At 64.7% G+C, this 17,142-nt stretch carries 12 protein-coding genes; 6 read left to right on the plus strand and 6 right to left on the minus strand.

Going from position 1 to position 17,142, the window contains the following annotated elements; genetic code table 11:
* Positions 1 to 250 precede the first annotated feature (250 nt).
* Positions 251 to 1,516: a D-amino acid dehydrogenase gene (locus AAFX91_RS16065; RefSeq protein ID WP_394567097.1), complete on the minus strand. Its 1,266-nt coding sequence runs from the start codon at positions 1,514 to 1,516 to the stop codon at positions 251 to 253.
* Positions 1,517 to 1,584: 68 nt separating this feature from the next.
* Positions 1,585 to 2,913, minus strand: a complete 1,329-nt coding sequence (locus tag AAFX91_RS16070) for an aspartate aminotransferase family protein (protein ID WP_130578489.1) — start codon at positions 2,911 to 2,913, stop codon at positions 1,585 to 1,587.
* A gap of 147 nt (positions 2,914 to 3,060) precedes the next feature.
* Between AAFX91_RS16070 and AAFX91_RS16075 the strand changes: the two genes are divergently transcribed.
* Positions 3,061 to 3,609 carry a cupin domain-containing protein gene (locus AAFX91_RS16075; RefSeq protein WP_130578490.1) on the plus strand — a complete coding sequence of 183 codons (549 nt, stop codon included), beginning with the start codon at positions 3,061 to 3,063 and terminating at the stop codon, positions 3,607 to 3,609.
* A 211-nt stretch (positions 3,610 to 3,820) separates the two neighbouring features.
* Here AAFX91_RS16075 and AAFX91_RS16080 read toward each other — a convergent pair whose 3' ends face one another.
* Positions 3,821 to 5,119 carry an MFS transporter gene (locus tag AAFX91_RS16080; RefSeq protein WP_394567098.1) on the minus strand — a complete coding sequence of 433 codons (1,299 nt, stop codon included), beginning with the start codon at positions 5,117 to 5,119 and terminating at the stop codon, positions 3,821 to 3,823.
* Between the two features lie 187 nt (positions 5,120 to 5,306).
* Here AAFX91_RS16080 and AAFX91_RS16085 point away from each other — a divergent pair, with 187 nt between their 5' ends.
* The 4 genes from AAFX91_RS16085 (at position 5,307) to AAFX91_RS16100 (ending at position 10,674) form a co-directional block, all read left to right on the plus strand.
* A complete protein-coding gene (locus AAFX91_RS16085; protein ID WP_394567099.1) occupies positions 5,307 to 5,690 on the plus strand; it encodes a hypothetical protein in 384 nt (127 codons plus the stop codon).
* A 99-nt stretch (positions 5,691 to 5,789) separates the two neighbouring features.
* Positions 5,790 to 6,197, plus strand: coding sequence for a FixH family protein (locus AAFX91_RS16090; protein ID WP_394567100.1), 408 nt, complete (start codon positions 5,790 to 5,792; stop codon positions 6,195 to 6,197).
* Positions 6,194 to 7,486 (plus strand): efflux RND transporter periplasmic adaptor subunit, encoded by a 1,293-nt coding sequence (locus AAFX91_RS16095; RefSeq protein WP_394567101.1) that lies wholly within the window; start codon positions 6,194 to 6,196, stop codon positions 7,484 to 7,486. Before AAFX91_RS16090 ends, AAFX91_RS16095 begins: the two co-directional genes overlap by 4 nt.
* Positions 7,483 to 10,674 carry an efflux RND transporter permease subunit gene (locus AAFX91_RS16100; protein ID WP_394567102.1) on the plus strand — a complete coding sequence of 1,064 codons (3,192 nt, stop codon included), beginning with the start codon at positions 7,483 to 7,485 and terminating at the stop codon, positions 10,672 to 10,674. The genes AAFX91_RS16095 and AAFX91_RS16100 overlap by 4 nt, the downstream gene beginning before the upstream one ends.
* A 25-nt stretch (positions 10,675 to 10,699) precedes the next feature.
* Here the strand turns inward: AAFX91_RS16100 and AAFX91_RS16105 are convergent, their stop codons facing one another.
* Complete coding sequence (locus AAFX91_RS16105; RefSeq protein ID WP_394567103.1) at positions 10,700 to 11,992, minus strand: MFS transporter; 1,293 nt, start codon at positions 11,990 to 11,992, stop codon at positions 10,700 to 10,702.
* Between the two features lie 307 nt (positions 11,993 to 12,299).
* Here AAFX91_RS16105 and AAFX91_RS16110 point away from each other — a divergent pair, with 307 nt between their 5' ends.
* Positions 12,300 to 13,358, plus strand: coding sequence for an AI-2E family transporter (locus AAFX91_RS16110; protein ID WP_130581175.1), 1,059 nt, complete (start codon positions 12,300 to 12,302; stop codon positions 13,356 to 13,358).
* Between the two features lie 197 nt (positions 13,359 to 13,555).
* Here the strand turns inward: AAFX91_RS16110 and AAFX91_RS16115 are convergent, their stop codons facing one another.
* The gene (locus tag AAFX91_RS16115; RefSeq protein ID WP_394567104.1) at positions 13,556 to 16,204 is read right to left on the minus strand and encodes an alpha/beta hydrolase fold domain-containing protein; all 2,649 of its coding nucleotides are present in this window, start codon (positions 16,202 to 16,204) and stop codon (positions 13,556 to 13,558) included.
* A 339-nt stretch (positions 16,205 to 16,543) separates the two neighbouring features.
* Positions 16,544 to 17,134 (minus strand): GNAT family N-acetyltransferase, encoded by a 591-nt coding sequence (locus tag AAFX91_RS16120; RefSeq protein WP_394567105.1) that lies wholly within the window; start codon positions 17,132 to 17,134, stop codon positions 16,544 to 16,546.
* Between the last annotated feature and the right edge of the window lie 8 nt (positions 17,135 to 17,142).

A 17,142-nucleotide genomic window follows, 5' to 3' on the forward strand; every position in this document is an offset into this window, starting at 1 on the left:
TTCGCTAATCCTTCGCCGTCATCAGGCTGGATAGAGGACTTCCACCTCCAAGCTGTCGTTCATACTCGGCACACCGCTATGGATCGCTTCGCTGCGCTCGCAATGACACAGGCGTAGGGTGGGCAAAGGCGCACAGCGCCGTGCCCACCATCAGGCACTCCGCTCGTGAATGGTGGGCACGCTTCCGCCGTCGTTCGTGGACGGGTCACGGCACGCAAGTCGCTTTGCCCACCCTACGGCAGCGAGCAACTCACCCGAACCGGTGATCGTAGCGCGCGATCGACAGCTCGCTCACATCGATCTCCGGCTTGCGTCCGGACAAGAGGTCCGCAAGCACCCTGCCCGACCCGCAGGCCATGGTCCAGCCGAGCGTGCCATGGCCGCTGTTGAGATGGAGATTGCCGTACCTTGTCGCGCCGATCACCGGCGGTCCGTCAGGCGTCATCGGCCGCAAGCCGCTCCAGAACGTCGCCTTGGCAAGATCGCCACCGCGCGGAAACAGATCCGTCACCGAATGATCGAGCGTCGCGCGACGCGCGGCATAGAGCTTGTCGGAATAGCCTGATATCTCCGCGGTGCCGCCGACGCGGATGCGGTCGCCGAGCCGGGTGATTGCGACCTTGTAGCTCTCGTCCATAACAGTCGATTCCGGCGCACCGCTGGCATCCACGATCGGCACCGTGATCGAATAGCCCTTCACCGGATAGACCGGCAGCGAAATGCCGAGCGGCCTGAGCAGGCGCGGCGACCAGCTTCCGAGCGCGACGACATAGGCGTCGGCCTGCAGCACGCCCTTGCTGGTCGCAACGCCGGTGACGCGCGAGGCATCCGCGATCACGCCATCGATGGCGACGTTGAATTCGAAACGCACGCCGAGCTTTTCCGCCTCAACCGCCAGCGCCTGCGTGAACATGTGGCAATCGCCGGTCTCGTCCTGCGGCAGCCGCAGCCCGCCGGCGATCCTGTCCTTCACGGCTGATAGCGCCGGCTCGACGGCAATGCAGCCCTCGCGATCGAGCACCTCGAAAGGAACGCCATATTGCTTGAGCACCGCGATGTCGCCGGCGGTGTGGTCGAGCTGGGAGGCGTAGCGGAACAATTGCAGCGTGCCGCGGGAGCGCTCGTCATAGCGGATGCCGATTTCGTTGCGCAACGCGCGCAGGCAGTCGCGGCTATATTCCGCGATCGGGATCATCCGGCTCTTGTTCACCGCGTAGCGCTCCGCGGTGCAGTTGCGCAGCATCTTCAACAGCCAGATCCACATCGCGGGATCTGGCTTCGGCCGGACCACCAGCGGACCGTGCTTCATCAACAGCCATTTGATAGCCTTGATCGGCACGCCAGGGCCGGCCCAGGGCGAAGAGTAGCCAGGCGAGACCTCGCCGGCATTGGCAAAGGAGGTTTCCAGCGCAGGCTTCGGCTGCCGGTCGACAACCGTCACCTCATGGCCGGCACGCGCGAGATAAAAGGCCGACGTGACGCCGATGACGCCGCTGCCGAGGATAATGACTTTCACGCTTTTCAGGCTCCCGCCGCGGCATGACTTGCCGCTGCAAATAATCTCCGCAACGGCTGGAGCAAGGGTCAGGCCACTCGCTTGATGGCGTCGCCGAGGATCGACACCATGTCGTCGATATGGCTGCGCTCGACAATCAAAGGCGGCGACATCGCAACGGAGTCGCCGCTCTGGCGCAAATAGAGGCCATGATTGAAACAATCGACCATCAGGTCGTAGCCGCGCGCGCCGACCGCGCCGTCGCGCGGAGCGACTTCGACAGCGCCCATCAGGCCAATGTCGCGGATATCGATCACGTTCGGAAGGCCCTTGAGCTGATGCAGCGCATCGCGCCAGTACTCGGCGAGCGAAGCACCGCGCGTCAGCAAGCCTTCGTCCTTGTAGATGTCGAGCGTCGCAAGGCCGGCGGCACAGGCCACCGGATGCGCGGAATACGTGTAGCCGTGGAACAGCTCGATCTGGCTTTCCGGCCCGGTCATCAGCCCGTCGTAGATCTTGCGGCTGGCGAACACCGCGCCGCAGGGAACGGTGCCGTTGGTGATGCCCTTCGCGGTCGTCATCAGGTCGGGCGTCACGCCGAAGAACTGCGACGCGAACGGCGTGCCGAGTCGGCCGAAGCCGGTGATAACTTCGTCGAAGATCAGGAGGATGCCGTGCTTGTCGCACAATTCGCGCAGCCGCTGCAGATAGCCTTGCGGCGGCGGCAGCACCGCAGTCGAGCCCGGCACCGGCTCGACGATCACGGCAGCAATGGTCTCGGCGCCATGCAGCGCCACCAGCCGCTCGACGTCGTCGGCGAGTTCAGCGCCATGAAGCGGCTGATCCTTGGCAAACGCGTTGCGGGCGAGATCATGGGTATGGCGGATATGGTCGACGCCGGGCAGATGGGTCGCAAACGCGCGGCGGTTGGCCACCATGCCGCCGACCGACATGCCGCCAAAACCGACGCCGTGATAGCCACGCTCGCGGCCGATCAGGCGCGTGCGGGTCGGCTGGCCGGCGGCGCGGTGATAGGCGAGCGCGATCTTCAGCGCGGTATCGACCGACTCTGAGCCCGAATTGGTGAAGAAGACGCGATCCAATCCCTTCGGGGCGATCGCCGCCAGGCGCTCGGCGAAATCGAACGCGATCGGATGGCCCATCTGGAACGACGGCGCGAAATCCAGCGTCATCAATTGCCGCTCGACCGCTGCGGCGATCTGCTTGCGGCCGTGGCCGGCATTGACGCACCAGAGCCCGGCCGAGCCGTCGATCACCTTCCGCCCGTCGACGCTCGTGTAATACATGCCCTCGGCGGAGGCGAACAGCCGCGGCGTCTCCTTGAACTGCCGGTTGGCCGTGAACGGCATCCAGAACGAATCGAGCTTGATGGTGTTCGGAATCTGATGAACGGTCACGGCGTCGCTCCACTGCTGACACCAGCAGCCGAACACGCTCCGAAACGCGCAACAAGTCCTTTTCTGCCCTGCTGCAACCCATTGATCTCATTGGGGCGGACGCGGCATATTTGCGCGATCCGCAACACCTGCAACAGGACTTCTCCCATGAGCGTCGATATCGGTGGACGGCTGCGATTCATTCGCGCGCAGCAGAAGCTGTCGCAGCGCGAACTCGCCAAGCGGTCCGGCGTCACCAATTCGACGATCTCGCTGATCGAGTCCAACCAGATGAACCCATCCGTCGGCGCGTTGAAGCGCATCCTCGACGGCATTCCGATGGGACTGGCGGAATTCTTCGCGCTCGAGCCGGAGCGCCGCCGCAAGGTGTTCTATCGCTCCGACGAACTGACCGAGATCGGCAAGAAGCCGATCTCCTATCGCCAGGTCGGTGACAATCTGTTCGGCCGGAGCCTGCAGATCCTGAAAGAGCGCTATGAGCCCGGCAGCGATACCGGCCGCGTGCCGCTGGTGCATGACGGCGAGGAAGGCGGCATCGTGGTCTCGGGCAAGCTCGAGGTGACCGTCGATGACGAGCGCCGCATCCTCAATCCCGGCGACGCCTATTATTTCGAAAGCCGCCGCCCGCATCGCTTCCGCTGCGTCGGCGGCAAGCCCTGCGACGTGATCAGCGCCTGCACCCCGCCGACATTCTGAACGCGGCAAGCTGCCGCACGGCTTCACAGATTGCGGGTCTGCTTGTCGCCCCAGGCGATGGCCGCCGCGATGGTCAGGAACATCGCCGTCACGCCGATGACGACCAGGATGGTATCGAGTGTCATGGCTCTTCTCCGTGGTTGATGGAGAAAAGCTAGCGGATTGCCGACGCCGCGCTTTGCGCTCGATCAAATCCGGAAAGACGTCAGGCTTACGCCATCGCCAGCCGCTGCCGCGCGCGGATCAGCAGCGTCAGCATGATCGTGACGTTGAGCGCGTTCCAGGCGAGCCCGTTGGCGAAGGCGGCGGCGTAGGAGCCGGTGGCATCGAAGATCACGCCGGAAATATACCCGCCGAGCGACATGCCGAGTACGGAGGCGAAGATCACGATGCCGACGCGGGTGGCGGCCTCCGCGGCCGGCATCGCCTCGCGGATGATGATGGCGTAGCTCGGCACGATGCCGCCCTGGAACAGGCCGAACATCGCCGAGATGATGTAGAGCGAGGTCAGGCTGTCGAAGAACAAATAGAACAGCAGCGCCGTGCCCTGCGCGACCGAGCCGAGCAGGAGCGTGCGGATGCCGCCGATCCGGTCGGCGAGGAAGCCCGAGCCGATGCGGCTGATGATGCCGAAGCCGAGCATGAGGGACAGCATCTCGGCACCGCGCGCGACGCCATAGCCGAGATCGCCGCAATAGGCGACGATATGCACCTGCGGCATCGCCATCGCCACGCAGCAGGCGACCGCGGCCAGCGAGAGCATCGCCGTCAGCGCGTTGGTGGAGAGCCGCACATTGACGCGTGGCGGCGGCGCATTGAGATGGCTGCGCCGGCTCGCCGCGCCCGTCAGGCGCCGCAGCACGAACAGCGCGACCGTCATCGCAACCGCGGTGAAGATGCCGATCGCGACATGCGTGGTGCGCCAGCCGAACTGCTGCATGCCGAGATTCACCAGCGGCGGCCAGATCGTGCCGCCGACGTAGTTGCCGCTGGCGGCAATCGCGACCGCGAGCCCGCGATAGCGCTCAAACCAATGCGAGGCTTCCGCCATCAACGGCCCGAAGGTTGCCGATGACGACAGCCCGATCGCGAAATGAAACAGGATGAACGACCAGATCGACGGCGAGTAGCCGGCGCCGATATAGCCGAGCCCGAGGATGCCGATGCCGAGCCCGATGGCGGTGACGATGCCGTAGCGATCGGTGATCTTGCCGGTCAAGACCCCGCCCGAGCCGAAGCCGATCATGACGAGGGTAAAGGCGAGCGACGCGGTCCCTCGCGTGGCGCCGAAATCCCCCTGCACCACCGGCAGCGCCACCACCACCGACCACATGCCCACGCTGCCGAGCGAGCCGATCACCACGGCAACAGCGAGCCGCAGCCATGCCCGGCGCGAATCGGGAATGAAATGGTCAGGATTTGGGCTGATCTGAGAAGGAATTTCCACGGCGAGGCCAAACTTCGTCGCGAATTGCCTTCCGGTCAAGCGCTTTGGCGAAATATTGGGCATGCAGAGCCGCCCCCTCGCCACGCCGTCATTCCGGGGCTCGCGCAGCGAGAACCCGGAATCCATCTCACCACGACGCATGCGGCCCAATGGATTCCGGGTCTGCGCCTGGCGGCGCATCCCGGAATGACGGTGTTCGCGCGCAAGAGAGCCCCTTCCGCCGGCCGCCCACCTGTGCGAAACTTGACTCATGGACATCCGCCAACTGCTCAAGCTCCTGGTCGCGCTGCTGGTGACGGCAAGCCTGACCCTGGCGCCGCTCGCCACTCCGGCCGCGGCGGAGCATTTGCTGTCGTCCGCCGGTGTGCAGATGGCGCCGATGGCGGATGATCATGACATGGCAGATATGGATATGGCGGACATGCCCTGCTGCCCGGACAAGCAGAAGAGCCCCGCTTGCCAGGATTGTCCGCTGGTTGCGATCTGCATGATGCAGGTCCTGCTGGCCGGCCCATCGACCAGCATGGTGGAAGTGAACCGGCAGCTCGACGAACAGCTACGTCCGCTCAACGACATCATCGCGGACGGGCTGGCGCGCGCACCTCCCGACCATCCCCCTCGAACTTTGGCCTGACCGGCGTCACGGCGCCGGACGCTGCCGCGTGGCTTGCGACGCCGCGCGGATGAGACGTGCTGCGCGAGCGGCAGACCAAAGCAATCGAGGAATGGAAAAATGAAATCGTTCAACCACAGGCGCGCCATATCGGCGGCGCTCATCGGCATGGCCATGCTGGGCACGATCGGCACCGCGCGGGCCGAGATCAAGGACTACGAATTCCAACTGGTCGATCAGACCGTCCAGGCGGGAGCGGACAAGATCATCGCGGTTCGGCTGGTCAACAAGAAGACCGGCAAGCCGGTGCCGGACGCAGTGATCTTCGCCACGCGGCTGGATATGGCGCCCGACGGCATGCAGGAGATGGCGACCAAGGTCACCGCCGTGCCCGGCGGCGAGCCAGGATTGTACAAGTTCAAGGCCACTCTGGGCATGGCCGGCCGCTGGCAGCTTTCGCTCGGTGCCAAGGTGCAGGGCGAAACCGGCGCGGTCGAAAACAAGCTCGTCGTCACGGCCCAGAAATGACCCGCGCCATCGTGATCGGCGCCGCCGCTGCGAGTTTCGCAGCGGCGGGTCTCGCCATTTTCGCCGACAGACTTCCGTCGAAGCTCGCGGGCTACACCGTGTCGTACGCGGCCGCCGCCGAAAGCGGCACGCCTGCGAACACCCGCAAGATCAAATACTACCGCAACCCGATGGGGCTGCCGGATACCTCGCCGGCACCGAAGAAGGACTCGATGGGGATGGACTACATCCCCGTCTACGAGGGTGAGGAGACCGACGACGGCTCTATCAGGCTGTCGCCGGGCCGGATCCAGCGCACCGGCGTCAAGTCCGAGCCGGTGATGCTGCATATCGTCAGCACATTGGTGCGCGCGCCGGGCACGATCCAGCTCGACGAGCGCCGCGTCTCGGTCATCGCCATGCGCGCCGAAAGCTATGTGCAGAAGGTCGCCGATGTGACCACCGGCAGCCGGGTGACAAAAGGCCAGCCGCTGATGGAGATCTACAGCCCCGCGGTCTCCTCGGCCGCCGCCGAATATCTGGCAACCATCACCTCGAAGACCACGGCGACGATCGAAAGCTATGGCCGGGGCTCCCGGCAGCGGCTGATGAATCTCGACGTGCCGGAGTCCGCCATCGCGACGATGGAAAAGACCAAGGCTGTGCCAATCGTGATCGAATGGTCGGCGCCGCGCGACGGCATCGTGCTGGAGCGCAATGCGATCGAGGGCATGCGCGCACAGCCCGGCGACGTGCTGTTCCGCGTCGCCGACACCTCGCTCGTTTGGGCGGTCGTCGACGTGGCGGAACGCGATGTCGGCGGCGTGGCGGTTGGCCAGCCCGTCACCGTGCGCGCCCGCAGCTTTCCGGGCCGCATCTTCGCCGGCAAGGTCAGCGTGATCTATCCGCAGGTGAACCGCGAGACCCGCACGGTCCGCCTCCGGATCGAGCTTGACAATGCCGACCTCGCGCTGCTTCCGGACATGTATGTCGATGCGGAGATCGAGGTCGGTAGCCAGGATCCCGTGCTCGCGGTGCCCGACAGCTCCGTGCTCGACACCGGCAACCGGCAGACGGTCATCATCGACAAGGGCGGCGGCCGGTTCGAGCCGCGCGAGGTCGAGGTCGGACATCGCGGCGGCGGCTATGTCGAGATCACGCAAGGCATCAGCGAAGACGACATGGTCGTGACCTCGGCCAATTTCCTGATCGACGCCGAAAGCAACCTCAAGGCGGCGCTGAAGGGCTTTTCCAAGGCGGGCAGCGCGCAGGAGACATCGTCAACCAGCGGCATGGGAGAACGGCCATGATCGCCCGCGTTATCACCTGGTCGGCACGCAACCTGTTGCTGGTACTGTTCGGCACCGGCTTCGCCGCGGCGGCCGGACTCTATGCGCTCCTTCATTTGCCGCTCGATGCAATTCCCGATCTCTCCGACACGCAGGTGATCGTCTACACCGAATATCCGGGCCAGGCGCCGCAGGTGATCGAGGACCAGGTCACCTATCCGCTGACGACAGCGATGCTGACGGTGCCGAAGTCGAAGGTCGTGCGCGGCTTCTCGTTCTTCGGAGTCTCCTTCGTCTATGTGATCTTCGAGGACGGCACCGACATCTATTGGGCGCGCTCGCGCGTGCTTGAATTCCTCAATGGCGCCGCCTCGCGCCTGCCGGCCGGCGTGACGCCGACGATCGGACCCGACGCCACGGGCGTCGGCTGGGTCTACCAATACGCGGTGATGTCGAAGGAGCTGAACCTCGCCGACACCCGCACGATTCAGGATTGGAATCTGAAATTCGCTCTCGCCAAGGCCGAGGGCGTCGCGGAGGTCGCTGGAATCGGCGGCTTCGTCAGGCAGTACAACGTGATCCTCGATCCGCAGCGGATGCGCGACCGCGGCATCACTATGCAGAGGATGCGCGAGGCGATCCGCGCCAGCAATGCCGATGTCGGCGGCCGCACCGTCGAGCTGTCCGAATTCGAATACGTCATCCGCGGCAAGGGCTACATCAAGGATGTCAACGACCTCGGCAATATCGTGCTCAAGACCAATAACGGCACGCCGGTGCTGCTGCGCGACGTCGCCCGCGTCGAGATCGGCCCTGACGAGCGGCGCGGCATCGCCGAGCTCAATGGCGAGGGCGAGGTCGCCAGCGGCATCGTGCTGCAGCGCTTCGGGGTCAACGCGCTCGACGTCATCGAGAACGTCAAGAAGAGTTTCAAGGAGATCGCGACCAGCCTGCCGAAATCGGTCGAGATCGTTCCGGTCTACGACCGCTCGAACCTGATCAACGCCGCCATCGATACCTTGAAGCACACGCTGCTGGAGGAGAGCCTCGTCGTCGCCCTTGTCTGCATCGTGTTCCTGCTCCATGTCCGCAGCGCGCTGGTCGCGATCCTGATGCTGCCGGTCGGCGTGCTGATGGCATTCGGCGCGATGAAGCTGCTCGGCATCGGCTCCAACATCATGAGTCTCGGCGGCATCGCCATTGCGATCGGCGCCATGGTGGACGCCGCCATCGTCATGATCGAGAACGCCCACAAGCATCTCGAGCGAGCCAGGCCCGGGCAGTCGCGCGTCTCGATCCTGATCGACGCCGCCGCCGAAGTGGGTCCGGCGCTGTTCTTCAGCCTGTTGATCATCACCGTTTCCTTCATGCCGATCTTCACGCTGGAATCCCAGGAGGGCCGGCTGTTCAGCCCGCTCGCATTCACCAAGACCTTTGCGATGGCGGCCGCTGCGCTACTGTCGGTCACGCTGGTGCCGGCGCTGATGGTGATCTTCGTCCGCGGCAAGATCGTTCCGGAGCACAAAAATCCGATCAACCGCTTCCTGATCTGGATCTATCGACCCGTCATCAAGGGCGTATTGCGCGCCAAGATGCTCGTCGTTCTGCTTGCGCTCGCCGTCCTCGCTGTGACGGTCTGGCCGGCGCGACAGCTCGGGACGGAATTCATGCCGAACCTGAATGAAGGCACCCTGCTCTACATGCCGACGACGCTGCCCGGCATCTCCGTGACCAAAGCCGCCGAGCTGATGCAGATGCAGGACCGCATCATCCGCTCCTTCCCCGAAGTTTCATCGGTCTACGGCAAGGCTGGCCGCGCCGCGACCGCGACCGACCCGGCGCCGACCGAGATGTTCGAGACCATCGTCAACCTGAAGCCGAAGGAACAGTGGCGGGTGGGCGTCACGGTCGACAGCCTGATCGCGGAGATGGACAAAGCGTTGCAATTCCCTGGTGTCTCCAACGCCTGGACCATGCCGATCAAGGCGCGCATCGACATGCTCTCGACCGGCATCCGCACGCCGATCGGCGTGAAAGTTGTTGGCACCGACCTGGTCGAGATCGATCGTCTCGCCAGGCAGATCGAGCAGGTGCTCAAAGCCGTGCCGGGGACGTCGTCGGCCTATGCCGAGCGCGGCATCGGCGGCTATTATCTCGAAATCACCCCGGACCGCACGGCGCTGGCGCGTTACGGCATGTCGGTCCAGGACGTGCAGGATACGATCGCGACCGCGCTGGGCGGGCAGACGGTGACGACGACGGTCGAGGGCCGGCAGCGCTTCACCGTCAACATGCGCTATCCCCGCGATCTCCGCGACAATCCGAAAGCGATCGGAAGCGACATCCTGGTGCCGATGCCGGCGGGAGGCGCGGTGCCGCTCGGCGAGGTCGCGACGATCCAGCCGGCGCGTGGGCCGACCTCGATCCGGACCGAGAACGGACAACTTGCGACCTACATCTATGTCGACATCCGCGACCGCGACCTCGGCGGCTACGTCGCCGACGCGCAGCGCGCGGTGCAGGCGAGCATCCAGTTTCCGGCAGGCTATTATGTGATCTGGAGCGGCCAGTACGAATATCTCGAACGCGCGATGGCGCGGTTGAAGATCGTCGTACCGGCGACCCTCCTGATCATCTTCCTGCTGCTCTACCTCAACTTCCGCTCGGTCGCCGAGACCGTCATCGTGATGCTGTCGTTGCCGTTTGCGCTGGTCGGCGGCCTCTGGCTGATGTGGCGGCTCGGCTTCAACCTCTCGGTCGCGGTCGCGGTCGGCTTCATCGCGCTCGCCGGCGTCGCCGCCGAGACCGGCGTCGTGATGCTGATTTATCTCAACCAGGCGCTGGCCGAGATCAGGGAGCGTCGCACCGCCGAGGGACGCATGTTGACCCGGAGCGACCTCCGCGACGCCATCATGGAAGGCGCAGTCGAGCGCGTCCGGCCGAAGATGATGACGGTGGTTGCGATCATGGCCGGACTGCTGCCGATCATGTGGAGCACCGGCACCGGCTCAGAGATCATGCAGCGGATCGCAGTGCCGATGATCGGCGGCATGGTCTCCTCGACGCTGCTGACGCTGATCGTGATCCCCGCGATTTTCGGCATCGTCAAGGGCTTTGGCTTGCCTCCTGAGGATCGGGACCAATCGCGACCGCCCGCCGCAGCGCCGGTGACGGCGAGCAAGGCGCGCGTTCCGGAACCAGCCGAATGATGCGAACGAGAGCGCGCGCCTGATCTCACCTCGCCAGCGGCTTCCCCGCCGTTTCGGGCGCCATCGCGATGAAGGGCAGGCCGACCACGTAGATCAGCGACAGCAGCGAGATCGCGAGCGGATAGCTCCCGGTCTTCGCGGCGAGCGCGCCGATCAGGGTCGGACCGGCCGCGCCCAATACACGCCCCATGCTGAAGGCAAAGCCGGAGCCGGATCCCCGCAACGCGGTCGGAAACATCTCCGGCAGCCAGATCGTGAACAGGCCAAACACACCGTTGGTGAAGAAGCCGAGCACGGGAAGCAGGACCAGGAACAGCGCGAAGTTGTCGAGACGCGCGATGGCGATCTCGTAGCTCGCCACCACCGAGATCAGCGAACCCATGAAGAACAGCACCGCCGTCCGGCGGCGGCTCGCGAGATATCCGGTGATCCATGGCATCAGCAGGCAACCGATCAGCGTGCCGACATTGGTGATGAGACCGGCCACCGCGCCCATCTGCTGCGCATGGGCTGGCATCGCGCCCGCCGCGGTGAGCTTGGTAATGATAACCGTCGGCGCCCAGAAGTTGGATGACCACAGGCCGAAGATGATGCAGGCCATCATCAGCGCGGCCGCCCAGGTGGTGCGCGCCTGCGCGCCCGAGAACAGCTCCGCCACGGAGGTCTTCGTCTTGGACGCGCGGCTGCGGGCGGGCTCGGGAATGTTGCTGCGCAGGTACGCGATCAACAGCGCCGGCAGGATGCCGAGCAGGAACATGCCGCGCCAACCGAGCAGGCTTCCGCCGATCAGCGTGACGGCGGCCGCAAGAAACAGCCCGGTCGGCGTTGCCGTGTGCAGCCAGCCGGCCAATCTCACCCTTGTGTGTTCGGGCACGGATTCCTGCAGCAGCGGCGTGCCCGCCGCCCATTCACCGCCGACGCCGAAGCCCGCCATGAAGCGAAACAGAGCAAACATGACGACGCCGGTCGCAAGCCCGCACAGTGCCGTGAACAACGAATAGACCAGCACCGTCCAGCACATGATCCGGACGCGGCCATAACGATCAGCCGCCCAGCCCCAAACCATCGAACAGGCCCAGCCGAGCATGAAGATCGAGAACAGGAGGCCGCCATAGATGCCGATATTGGCGTGGCTCGCCTCAATCCCGCTCGCCGGCAACAATTCCGAGAGCGCGCCGACCAGGATGTAGCTGTACATGGAGGAGTCGAAGCCATCGAGCATCCATCCAAACCAGGTCGCCCAGAACACTTTCCAGGGCGATACCGCCTCACCCTCCGCGACTTCCGACGCGATCGTCTCAACGGTACTCTCGGTCATGTTTCCTCCACGTTTCTTTTTCGCCAGGAGACTATGCCGGCGTTTGCAGGATGCGACATCTCCGACAAATGGGACGGAGGCATCTTGTGGGAGAATGGCCGCGGGCTGCGGCGCCGTGCGCAAGTCATCGTCATTCTGGGGCGATGCGCAGCATCGAACCCGGAATCTCGCGCCGCAATTTCGAGATTCCGGGTTCGCCGCTAGCGCGGCGCCCCGGAATGACAGTAGAAGATTGCAACCAACGCTACGCTCGTCGCGTTCGTTGTATGATAGATACAAAGCTGCAAGCGAGAGAGGCGGACGGACTGTGCGACGGATTGAAGATCAAGGTTTCCTGCTGCTGCTGTTCGTCGTCACCCTGGCGTTCGCCTGGATCCTGCAGCCGTTCTATGGCGCGGTGCTCTGGGCCATCGTGGTGGCCGTCATCTTTGCGCCGGTCAACCGGAGGATATTGAGATCGGTGGGCGGAAGGGAGACCCTCGCCGCCTCGATCACGGTCCTGCTTATCATCGCGATGGTGCTGCTGCCGCTCGCGATCATCGCGACCTCCCTGGCTCGGGAAGCTGCCGGTCTCTACGCAAAGATACAGTCCGGGGAGTACAACTTCTCCGGCTACGTCCAGCGGGTTTTCGATGCGCTGCCTGCGTGGGCGACCGGCTGGCTGGATCGCTTCAACCTGGGCGATCTTTCGGCCCTGCGCGAAACGTTGACGTCCGGCCTCATGAAGGGCGGCCAGGTTCTGGCGCCTCAGGCGCTCAGCATCGGGATGAACACATTCGACTTCGTGATCAGCCTGGGCATCATGCTGTATCTTCTGTTTTTCCTATTGCGCGACGGTAAGGCAGTGGCGGACCGGATCAGGGAGGCTGTTCCTCTCGAGGCCGATCGGAAGTCCGCGCTGTTCACGCGCTTCGCCGATGTCGTCCGCGCCACCGTCAAGGGTGGCGTGCTGGTCGCGATGGCCCAGGGCGCGCTCGGCGGACTGGCGTTCTGGTTCTTGGGTGTTCACGCGCCGATCTTGTGGGCCGTGCTGATGGCCTTCCTGTCGCTGCTGCCCGCGATCGGCGCCGGGCTGGTCTGGATCCCCGTTGCCATCTATTTCCTGGCAACCGGCGCCATATGGCAGGGCCTCGGGCTGATTGCCTATGGCGTGCTCGTCATCGGCCTGGTGGACAATGTCCTGCGTCCATTCCTGGTCGGCAAGGGCACCAAGCTCCCCGACTACGTCGTGCTGATTTCCACGCTGGGCGGCATCGAAGTCTTCGGTTTGAACGGCTTCGTCATCGGCCCACTGATCGCCGCCATCTTCATGGTGAGTTGGGACATCTTCGCCACCTCAAGGCGGACGTCAGGGAATGACGCGTAGAACGGGTAGAGCGCAGCGAAAACCATCCTACGGATTTCGCGATTTTCCGCTGTCATTCCGGGGCGCGCGAAGCGCGCACCCGGAATCCATTTCTCCGCCTGCGTCTGCAGCCCGATGGATTCCGGGCCTGCGTGCTCCGCACGCATCCCGGAATGACGCCAGACGACAGACAATTCGCTCACAGCCTGTACGTTCTCCTACTCCGCGGCCACAGCGATAGGCACCACCCTCTCGTCACCCAGTCCGGCAAACCGTCGCAAGGCTTCGGCCATCCGCGCACGCCCGCTGACGCCGGTGATGATGACGTCGACCATGGTGAAGGAACAGTGGAAATGGCCGCGGGCGTTGAGCTGCTCGACCGGCACACCGGCAGCAGCGAGCGCTTCGGCGTACGCCATGCCCTCGTCACGCAGCGGATCGAACTCGCAGGTCACCACGAAGGCTGGTGGCAAACCCTCGAGCTTGCCGCGTAGCGGCGAGACGCGTGGATCGGTCCGATCGCCGGGCGAGCAATAGAGGTCCCAGAACCAATACATCAGCGAACGCGTCACGAAGTAGCCCGTCGCATTGTCGACGTAGGACGGCCGATCGAACGTGCAGTCGGTAACCGGGGTCAGCAGGAGCTGTCCCGCGATCTCAGGGCCGCCGCGATCGCGCGCGAGCTGGCAGGTGACGGCCGCGATGTTGCCGCCGGCGCTCCAGCCGGCGACCAGCACGGGTCCCGTCCCGCCCAGCTCGGCCGCATGCTCGGCAATCCAGCGTGTCGCGGCAAAGCCGTCCTCCGCCGCCGTCGGGAAGCGGTGCCATGGCGCATGCCGATAGCCGACGCTGACGAAGATCATTCCGCTTCGCCGGCACATGTCGCGGCAGAACGGATCGTCCGATTGCTCGTCGCCCAGCACCCAGCCGCCGCCATGGAAATAGACCACGATCGGATGCGGTCCCGGCGTCGCCGGCCGATAGAGACGATAGGGCAGCGGACCGTCATTGCCGGGAAGTGTGCCGTCGACGATCTCGCCGACCGGCCGGCCCGCGGGACGGCCCTTGTTGAACTCGTCGAGGAAGTCGCGCGCGCCCTGGGCACCGAGCTGTTCGATCGGCGGCAAGTTCATATCCGCGAGCATGCCGAGCACGAGCCGCACATCCGGTTGCAGGCGTACGACCTCGCCGTCATTGCATTGCTCTGCAACGTTGGGGCCGGTGAGCCTGAAGCCGAGCATGCCGCGGCTGACGATCTCGCTGCAGATGCTGCGATACGGGCCGACGCCGCCGGTATAGGGCATCACGCCGCGCGCCTTGCCTGGAACGTTTGCGCCCGTGTACCAGGTATTGGCGAGCCGATGCAGCGTGACCATCGAGCAGTCGACCATGTGCCGCGTCCAGCCGGCCTGCGCCGTCTCGGTGGCCTCGATGGTGGTGAAGCCCGCCTCCCGCAGCGCGATCAGCCGGTCGACCACCCAGTCGATGTGCTGCTCGATCGACACCGCCATGTTCGACAGCACCGACGGGCTGCCCGGACCCGTGATCATGAACAGATTGGGAAACTCTGCGACGGTCAACCCGAGATAGGTCTGCGGTCCCTGAGCCCAGACGTCGGACAGCGATTTTCCATGACGTCCCGTGATCGGATGCACGGCCTTGATGGCGCCGGTCATGGCGTCGAAGCCGGTGGCGAACACGATCACATCGAGATCGAAGCTGCGCGTGTCGGTCGTGATGCCGGAAGCCGTGATCTCCTTGATCGGCTCCTGCCTCAGGTTGACCAGCGTGACGTTGGGACGGTTGTAGGTGGCGTAATAGTTGGTATCGAGACAGGGACGCTTGGCTCCGAACGGATGATCGTGCGGGGTAAGCGCCTCGGCCGTATCGGAATCCTTCACGACTGCGCGGATCTTTTCGCGGATCAGGTCGCTGACCAGCGCATTGCCATCGACGTCCACGCCCTGGTCGGCCCAGAGCTGGGTGAGGATGTGGACGAGATCGCCGGCGGCCCACGCCTGCTCGAAGCGCTCGCGCCGCTCGGCATCGCTCAATTGCCAGCTCACGACGGTCTGCTGCGGATAGGGCACGCCGGTGAGCGACCAGCGCGCCTGCTCTCGGTAGCCGGCACAGTCGCCCTCCAGCATCGCAAGCCGATCCGCCGGCCGAGGGCCGTTGTGCGCGGGCAATGCGAAGTTCGGCGTGCGCTGGAAAACCGTGAGGTGTGCGGCCTGCTCCGCGATCAACGGGATCGACTGGATTCCCGACGATCCCGTGCCGATGACGGCAACGCGCTTGCCGGCGAGATTGACGCCCTCATGCGGCCAGCGGCTGGTGAAATAGACGTCGCCCTTGAACTCCTTGACCCCGTCGATCTCCGGCGGTTTGGGCGCGGAGAGACAGCCCGTGGCCATGATGTAATAGCGGCAGGAGACGGCCGCGCCATTGTCCGTCGTGAGCAGCCAGCGCTCCGCAGCCTCATCCCACGTCGCCGCCGTGACCTTGGTGCCAAAGCGGATATGGCGCCTGAGATCGTAACGATCGGCGACGAAGCCGAGATAGCGCAGGATTTCAGGCTGGGTCGCATATTTCTCCGACCATTGCCACGCGCGCTCCAGTTCCGGATCGAATGTGTAGCTGTAGTCGATGGTCTGAATGTCGCAGCGGGCGCCGGGATAGCGGTTCCAGTACCAGGTGCCGCCGACGTCGCCGGCCTCCTCCAACGCCACCGTGGTGAAGCCGGCCTTGGACAACCGATGTAAGAGATAGAGGCCCGCAAACCCGGCCCCTACCACTGCGACGTCGACCTGTTGCGCCGTGCCGTTTGTCGCCTCTGAAGCACGTGCTGCAACCATTGCGTCTGGCATGCCATCCTCCCGTGCATTTGATTTTTCATGAGGCTACATCTCCTTCCCCCGGTCTGTCATCGGACAATTCAATCTTTGGTTGGTGCGCTGCAGCTACTCTTTGTTCTTGTTCGGAAACAGCCGGGCGCGGATGCGAGACCCTCATGGTGAGGAGCGCGTCTTCGCGCGTCTCCGGACGATGCTTCGCATCGCCTTGAGAACCATGAGGCCACGATCTCACCCGGAGCCCATCCCTCGAGACGGCCGCTGTGCGGCCTTCCTCGGGGTGAGGGAGAAGTCGTGGCCCGAAATGGAACGTTGACGAACGTGCGCGGAACCGTCCCGCCGAAGCCAACGCCGTCAGCGAGCCCGGCGCAGCATCGGGAACAGCGGCGGCGATGCCCCGACCTGGATCGTGCCGAGGACCTCGAAGCCATGTCGCTGATGCAGCGGGATGTTAGCCGGGTTGGTGGATTCGAGATAGGCCGCAACATGATCCCGATCGAACAGCCGAACGGCGTCCCCCAGCAGCGCCCCACCACGGCCCTTGCGTCGATGCGCCGGATCGACACCGATCAGCGGCAGATACCAATGAGCTTCCTTGGGATGATAGGCCGCCATCCCTTCGAAAACGGCAGCCATCTCGGACTCTCGCCCGGCCGGCATGGTCGCTGCAAGCGCCGCCTCGTCGGGTTCGATGCCCGGCGGCAGCCACAGTGCCACGCCTGCATAGTCGTCGGCACAGCGCGCCGTATCCTGCTCAAAGGCGCGGCCGCCGAATGCGCGCACCAGCGCCGGGAAAGATGCGAGGTACTGATCCGGATCCGGATAGGCCCAACGCGTCACCGGATCGGCGCTGAAGGCAAGCACCAGAACGGAAATGGCCCGCTCGATATCGGCGGGCGCAACAGCAGTTACGACGGGACCAGAAACTGCGTTCGCCGGACTCATCACATGAC

It is taken from the genome of Bradyrhizobium sp. 31Argb, from assembly GCF_043638955.1.
GTDB lineage: Bacteria > Pseudomonadota > Alphaproteobacteria > Rhizobiales > Xanthobacteraceae > Bradyrhizobium.